Genomic DNA, 6,591 nt, shown 5'->3' with positions numbered 1-6,591 from the left:
CCGGAAGGGATGCGGACGGTCAGGGTCAACCTGACCACTTACATTGCTGCGCGGGTGTAGCTCAGTTGGTTAGAGTGTCGGCCTGTCACGCCGAAGGTCGCGGGTTCGAGCCCCGTCACTCGCGCCACTTCTCACGAAGTGGTTCCCGCAGCAAAGAAACGAGGCCGGGGAAACCCGGCCTTTTTTATTTCCCGCACGATATGTTCGAAGGGGTCAGCCCCAGCGCCCGGTTTCCATCCAGATCAGGAAGCGCTTCAAGGGCAGGATCCAGATCACGCCGAGCACCACATAGACCGGCGTCTGCGCGAGGGCGTTCCACTCGCCGATCAGCGGCGGCACGAAACTGGCAACCGCAATCCCGTAGAGCCCCAGCGCGAAAACCAGAAAGAGGACGCCGGCGGGGATTCGCCATGTCGGGGCTTCGCGCATTGTTACAGCTGTCCTTCGTAGATCCGGGTCGGCGTCACCACGGCGGCAAGCGGCCGGTCGTGGGCTTCGAACGGCAGATCCTCGGCGATCTGGCAGTCCCATGCAAGACCGATCGCGGGAACATGGGGGTGTGCGGCCAGCCAGCGGTCGTAATGTCCGCCGCCCTGGCCAAGCCGGTGGCCGGCTGCCGTGAAGGCGAGCAGTGGCACGACAATGGCATCCGGAATGACGGGGCTATCGCTGTCTTTCGGCTGCAGGGCGCGCCAGGGGCCGGGAACCAGCAGTTCTTCATCCCAAGGGTTGTTCCAGGACCGGAACTCCATCGCCGCATCGCGTGCTGCGAACCAGGGGAGGGCGATCTGCCTGCCGTTTTCGGCGAACCAGCGGGCCCATCCGGTGGCGGGCGCCTCGGCGCCGGTCGGATGATAGAGTCCGAGCGTTGCTCCTTCCGGGACCATGGCTGCGATGGGAGCCGGCGGGCGGTTGAGCACCAGTGCCCGCAACCCTTGCGGCAGGCTGGCGGCATGATCGGCGCGTGCTTTGCGATAGGCCTTGCGCAAGGCAGCCTTTTCGTTGGCGAGGGAAATGGGGGGTGACGGGTCCACCATGGGTCGTTTTCCTAGAAATCCTCTGACGCCTCAACGTCAGGTGGGAGCCATGTGCGTCAGACCAGGGTCTGGGCAGGGACAGCCCCCTTGGATTGCTTATAGCCTCAGGGATGTTCGAACGGCTCGTGCCGGGCAGATCCCGTCCCGCGCTATCTAGGCGTTCGTTGCGCTGCCCTCAAGGAGGTCTGCAAGATTTTCGATGCGGGCGGCGATACGGGCAAGCCGTTCCTGCATTTCCGCGGGAGAGGCCGCAGGGGATGCGCTGCCTTTCAGGTCATGAACTTCGTCGGCCAGCAGCAATGCGGCATAGAGCAGCATACGCGCCTCGGTCTGCCCGGCCGCGCCGGCGGCTGTGACCTTGGCGTCGATCAGGGTGCCGAGATGGCCGACGTGGGTTTCTTCGCCATCGGCGCAGGCAACTGTAAAGCTCCGGCCGCCGATCGAGAGCGTGACGTTGCTCATGGTACGATCATTCCGCCTGGCTTTCGATAAGCCGGTCGAGCTGTTCCAGCGAACGGGAGACGGATGCCTTGAGCTGTTCGTGACGGCCGCGAAGTTCGGTCAATGCAGGCGCAGCGGCTTCAGCGCGCGCCAAGGCCGCCTCTATCCTTTCCACCGCATCCACGATCGGCACATCCTCCATCAGGACATGGCTATAGTCTTATCGTCGCAAGGCAAGTATTTGCCCAGCGTTGTTCACAATCTTGTGAGCTCGTCTCCATGGCCGGGATACCGGGACGCCGGGCGTGAAATCGGGGGCTGAACTTGACGGGAGGCCGCCTCTCCCTAAAGGGGGGCGCAAAATAACGAATCGTTCACAAAATTTGCGCTCCGGAGCCTAATACATGACGCTTACTTCCGACCGTCTTGCGCCGATGGCCAATGCCATCCGGGCGCTGTCGATGGATGCGGTTCAGGCTGCCAACAGTGGCCATCCCGGTATGCCGATGGGCATGGCCGATGTCGCCACGGTGCTTTTCGCCAAGTTCCTGAAGTTCGATCCCGCCGCGCCCAAGTGGGCCGATCGCGACCGTTTCGTGCTGTCGGCCGGTCACGGCTCGATGCTGATCTATTCGCTGCTCCATCTCACCGGCTACGAAAGCCCGACGATGGACGACATCCGCAACTTCCGCCAGCTCGGCTCGGTCTGCGCGGGGCACCCGGAAAACTTCCTGATTCCCGGCGTCGAATGCACCGGCGGGCCGCTTGGCCAGGGCCTGGCCATGGCAGTCGGCATGGCGATGGCGGAGCGCCAGCTCAATGCGACGTTCGGCGGCGATCTCGTCGATCACAATACCTGGGTGATCGCGGGTGACGGCTGCCTGATGGAAGGCATCAACCACGAGGCCATCGGCCTTGCCGGCACCTTGAAGCTGGGCAAGCTCAAGGTCCTGTGGGACGACAACAAGATCACGATCGACGGCGATACCTCGCTCTCGACGTCTGAAGACATTCCGGCCCGCTACCGCGCGTCGGGCTGGGACGTGTTCGAGTGCGACGGCCATGACTTCGCCGACATCGAACGCGCGCTGGCTGAGGCTGCCGCTTCGGACAAGCCGACGCTGGTCGCCTGCCGCACCGTGATCGGCAAGGGCGCGCCCAACAAGCAGGGCGGCCACGATGTTCACGGCGCCCCGCTCGGTGCCGCCGAAATCGAAGCGGCTCGTGAATACCTGGGCTGGACGTCCGCACCGTTCGAGATCCCGGCCGAGATCATGGCCGACTGGCGCTCGCTGGGCGCTGCCGGCGCCAAGGCCCGCGCCGAGTGGGAAGCGCGGCTCGCCGCAGCCCCCGACGCAGCCGAATTCAACCGCCGCATGGCGGGCGAGCTGCCGGACGTCGAACCGATCCGCAAGACGCTGGCCGAATGGGTGGAAGGCGATGCTACCGTCGCAACCCGCAAGGCTTCGGAGAACTGGCTGAACGTGCTGGCTCCGGCGATCCCGGAAATGGTCGGCGGTTCGGCGGATCTTACCGGCTCGAACAACACCAAGGCCAAGTGCCAGGCGCCGTTTACCGCCGAGGACTATGCGGGCCGCTATGTCTATTACGGCATTCGCGAGTTCGGCATGGCCGCCGCGATGAACGGCATGGCGCTGCACGGCGGCGTGATCCCCTATGGCGGCACGTTCCTGATCTTCTCGGACTATTGCCGCAACGCGATCCGCATGTCGGCGCTGCAGCGGGCCCGCACCATCTACGTTCTGACCCACGATTCCATCGGTCTGGGCGAAGACGGCCCGACGCACCAGCCGGTCGAGCATGTGATGAGTATGCGTCTCATCCCGAACCTCAACGTGTTTCGTCCGGCCGATGTGATCGAAACCGCGGAGTGCTGGAACCTGGCACTGGAAGCCGCCGGCACGCCGTCGGTCCTCGCACTGACCCGCCAGAACCTGCCGCAGCTTCGCAAGTCGGGCGACATGCTCTCGGCACGCGGCGCCTATGTGCTTCGCCATGCAGAGGTGGACCGCAAGGTCATCCTCATCGCGACCGGTTCGGAAGTCGAGCTGGCCTGCAAGGTGCGCGATACGCTTGAAGAGCAGGGCATCGGTGCCGATGTCGTCTCGATGCCGTGCGTGGAACTGTTCGAAGCGCAGGACGAAGCCTACAAGCACGAGATCCTGCCGCACGACCCGTCGATCCTGCGCGTCTCGATCGAGGCGGGAACGACCATGGGCTGGGAACGTTACACGGCGGCAAGCCGCAATGGCGGCCTCAACATCGGCCTCGACCGCTTCGGCGCGTCGGCCCCGGCCAAGGACCTGTTTGCACGCTTCGGCTTCACGGTCGAAGCCATCGTGCCCAAAATTCTGGACAAGCTCAGCGCCTAAGGAGGAGTATTTATGGCGACGAAGGTTGCGATCAACGGTTTCGGACGTATTGGGCGCCTTGTCGCCCGCGCCATTCTCGAACGCCCCGATTGCGGGCTCGACCTGGTCTCGATCAACGACCTGGCGGACACCAAGTCCAACGCGCTCCTTTTCGGCTTCGACAGCACCCACGGCCGTTTCCCCGGCACCGTAGAGGCTGGCGAAGGCAAGATCACCGTCAACGGCAAGGACATCGTCGTCACCGCCGAGCGTGATCCGGGCAAGCTGCCGCACAAGGAACTGGGCATCGACATCGTGCTCGAATGCACCGGCTTCTTCCAGTCGAAGGAAGCGTCGCAGCCGCACCTCGATGCAGGCGCCAAGCGCGTTCTGATCTCGGCCCCGGCGACCGGCGTCGACAACACTGTCGTTTTCGGCGTGAACCACGAGACCCTGACCGCCGACCACATCGTCGTGTCGAACGCTTCGTGCACCACGAACTGCCTGGCCCCCGTCGCCAAGGTCCTGAACGATACCGTTGGTATCGAGCGTGGTTTCATGACCACGATCCACTCGTACACCAACGACCAGCGTATGCTCGACCAGATCCACAGCGACCTGCGCCGCGCCCGCGCTGGCGCGGTCAACATGATCCCGACCACCACCGGCGCTGCCCGTGCGGTCGGCCTGGTCCTGCCGGAACTCAAGGGCAAGCTCGACGGTTCGTCGGTCCGCGTGCCGACCCCGAACGTCAGCCTGGTTGACCTGTGCTTCGTGCCGAAGCGCGACACCACCAAGGAAGAGATCAACGCTGCGCTGAAGGCGGCTTCGGAAGGTCCAATGAAGGGCGTTCTGGCCTACACCGACCAGCCGCTGGTTTCGTCGGACTTCAACCATTACCCGGCGAGCTCGACCGTCGACAGCCTCGAAACGGCTGTCATGGAAGGCAAGTTCGTCCGCGTCGTGTCCTGGTACGACAACGAGTGGGGCTTCTCGAACCGCATGCTCGACACTGCGGGTGCGATGGCGAAGTTCCTCTGAAAGTGAATCCGGCAGCGGGCACGCTCCGGGGCATCGCGCGGCGATCACGATCGCGCGGCGCCATGGAGGAACTGATGTCCGTTGCCGTCACTGCCGCCGCGGGAGTCCAGGGGGACTTTCGCGGCGTCGTGCGTCAGGGGAAGGCCCCGCGCCGGCAAGTCTCGCTGATCGAGGCCGAAAGCTGGCAAGCAGCCTTGCACGAACTGGATGATGCCGAAGCGTACATGCTGCCCTGGCATTCGCGGCGCGCCAACTTGTGCGTGTCCGGCATTCGTCTGCCGCGGGAACCGGGAGCGGTTATCGCGATCGGGGCAGCCTGCCGCATAGAAGTAACCATGGAATGTGATCCATGCAGCCGCATGGACGAGATTAGGCCAGGCCTGATGGCCGCGCTGACGCCAGACTGGCGCGGTGGCGTGCTGGGACGGGTGCTGGATGACGGCGCAATTGCCGTCGGCGATGACGTGAGGATCGAGAGATGAGCGCTTTCAAGACGATTGATGATCTGGGCGACGTGACTGGCAAGGTGGCACTCGTGCGTGTCGACCTGAACCTGCCGATGCAGGATGGCGCCGTCACTGACGACACCCGCATCCGCGCCGCCGAACCGACCATCAAGGATCTGTGCGACAAGGGTGCGAAAGTGCTGCTGCTCGCGCACTTCGGCCGTCCCAAGGGTGAGCGCGTTTCGACGATGTCGCTGTCGATGGTCGTCGGCGCGGTCGAGAAGGTCATCGGCAAGGAAGTGATGTTCGTGCCCGAGATCACGGGGCCGGTGGTCGAGCAGGCCATCGGTATCCTGCGTCCCGGCGATGTCGCGATCCTGGAAAACACGCGCTTCTGGAAGGGCGAGGAAAAGAACGATCCCGAACTGGTGAAGGCGATTGCCGCGAACGGCGATTTCTACGTGAACGATGCCTTTTCGGCCGCTCACCGCGCTCATGCCACGACCGAAGGTCTGGCCAAGGTACTGCCGGCTTATGCAGGCCGCTCGATGCAGGCCGAACTGGAAGCGCTCGACAAGGCGCTCGGCGCGCCGGTGAAGCCGGTTGCCGCCGTGGTCGGCGGGGCCAAGGTCTCGTCCAAGCTTGACGTGCTCAAGCACCTCGTCACGCAAGTCGATCACCTCATCATTGGCGGCGGCATGGCCAACACCTTCCTGGCGGCCAAGGGCGTCGATGTGGGCAAGTCGCTGTGCGAGCATGACCTGACCGGAACGGCCAACGAGATTCTGGAAGCGGCGGATGGTGCGGGCTGCACTGTCCACTTGCCCTACGATGTCGTTGTCTCGAAGGAATTCGCGGCCAATCCGCCGTCGCTGCGCACCTGCAACGTCCACGAAGTCGCCGCCGACGAAATGATCCTCGATGCCGGCCCGCTGGCGGTCGAGGCGCTGGGCGACGTGCTCAAGACCTGCCGCACGCTGGTGTGGAACGGTCCGCTCGGCGCCTTCGAGATGGTGCCGTTCGATGCGGCCACTGTGGCCCTGGCCCGGACCGCCGCTGCACTGACTCTCGAAGGCACGCTGACCTCCGTGGCGGGCGGCGGCGATACCGTGGCAGCGCTCAACCATGCGGGCGTGGCGCAGGACTTTACCTATATCTCCACCGCGGGCGGTGCTTTCCTCGAATGGATGGAAGGCAAGGAACTGCCCGGCGTGGCGGCGCTTTCCGCCTGATCCTGTCGCGCGCAGGGTGCGG

Annotated in this window: 8 protein-coding genes and 1 tRNA gene; 5 read left to right on the top strand and 4 right to left on the bottom strand. The window is 64.4% G+C overall.

Going from position 1 to position 6,591, the window contains the following annotated elements:
• Positions 1–50 precede the first annotated feature (50 nt).
• Positions 51–127 (top strand) — tRNA-Asp (locus tag NN5_RS16690).
• An 86-nt stretch (positions 128–213) separates the two neighbouring features.
• Here NN5_RS16690 and NN5_RS16685 read toward each other — a convergent pair.
• The 4 genes from NN5_RS16685 to NN5_RS25915 form a co-directional block, all read right to left on the bottom strand.
• Entirely contained in the window at positions 214–429 is a 216-nt protein-coding gene (locus NN5_RS16685) for a DUF2842 domain-containing protein (protein ID WP_067735787.1), read from the bottom strand.
• A gap of 2 nt (positions 430–431) precedes the next feature.
• Positions 432–1,037 carry a 5-formyltetrahydrofolate cyclo-ligase gene (locus tag NN5_RS16680; protein WP_067735783.1) on the bottom strand — a complete coding sequence of 202 codons (606 nt, stop codon included), beginning with the start codon at positions 1,035–1,037 and terminating at the stop codon, positions 432–434.
• A 153-nt stretch (positions 1,038–1,190) separates the two neighbouring features.
• A complete protein-coding gene (locus tag NN5_RS16675; RefSeq protein WP_067735779.1) occupies positions 1,191–1,499 on the bottom strand; it encodes a cell division protein ZapA in 309 nt (102 codons plus the stop codon).
• 7 nt (positions 1,500–1,506) lie between these two features.
• Positions 1,507–1,680 (bottom strand): hypothetical protein, encoded by a 174-nt coding sequence (locus NN5_RS25915; RefSeq protein WP_157081184.1) that lies wholly within the window; start codon positions 1,678–1,680, stop codon positions 1,507–1,509.
• 202 nt (positions 1,681–1,882) lie between these two features.
• Between NN5_RS25915 and tkt the strand changes: the two genes are divergently transcribed.
• From tkt to NN5_RS16655, 4 genes are all read left to right on the top strand, one after another.
• The gene (tkt, locus tag NN5_RS16670) at positions 1,883–3,871 is read left to right on the top strand and encodes a transketolase (RefSeq protein WP_067735776.1); all 1,989 of its coding nucleotides are present in this window, start codon (positions 1,883–1,885) and stop codon (positions 3,869–3,871) included.
• Between the two features lie 12 nt (positions 3,872–3,883).
• Positions 3,884–4,891: a type I glyceraldehyde-3-phosphate dehydrogenase gene (gap, locus tag NN5_RS16665; RefSeq protein WP_067735773.1), complete on the top strand. Its 1,008-nt coding sequence runs from the start codon at positions 3,884–3,886 to the stop codon at positions 4,889–4,891.
• Between the two features lie 62 nt (positions 4,892–4,953).
• A complete protein-coding gene (locus NN5_RS16660) occupies positions 4,954–5,373 on the top strand; it encodes an MOSC domain-containing protein (protein WP_067735802.1) in 420 nt (139 codons plus the stop codon).
• Positions 5,370–6,569, top strand: coding sequence for a phosphoglycerate kinase (locus tag NN5_RS16655; RefSeq protein ID WP_067735770.1), 1,200 nt, complete (start codon positions 5,370–5,372; stop codon positions 6,567–6,569). Before NN5_RS16660 ends, NN5_RS16655 begins: the two co-directional genes overlap by 4 nt.
• Positions 6,570–6,591: the final 22 nt, after the last annotated feature.

The sequence above is a fragment of the Novosphingobium naphthalenivorans NBRC 102051 genome, assembly GCF_001590985.1.
Classification (GTDB): domain Bacteria; phylum Pseudomonadota; class Alphaproteobacteria; order Sphingomonadales; family Sphingomonadaceae; genus Novosphingobium; species Novosphingobium naphthalenivorans.
Note: the sequence above shows the minus strand (reverse complement) of the source record. Positions and strands in the feature narration are given on the sequence as shown.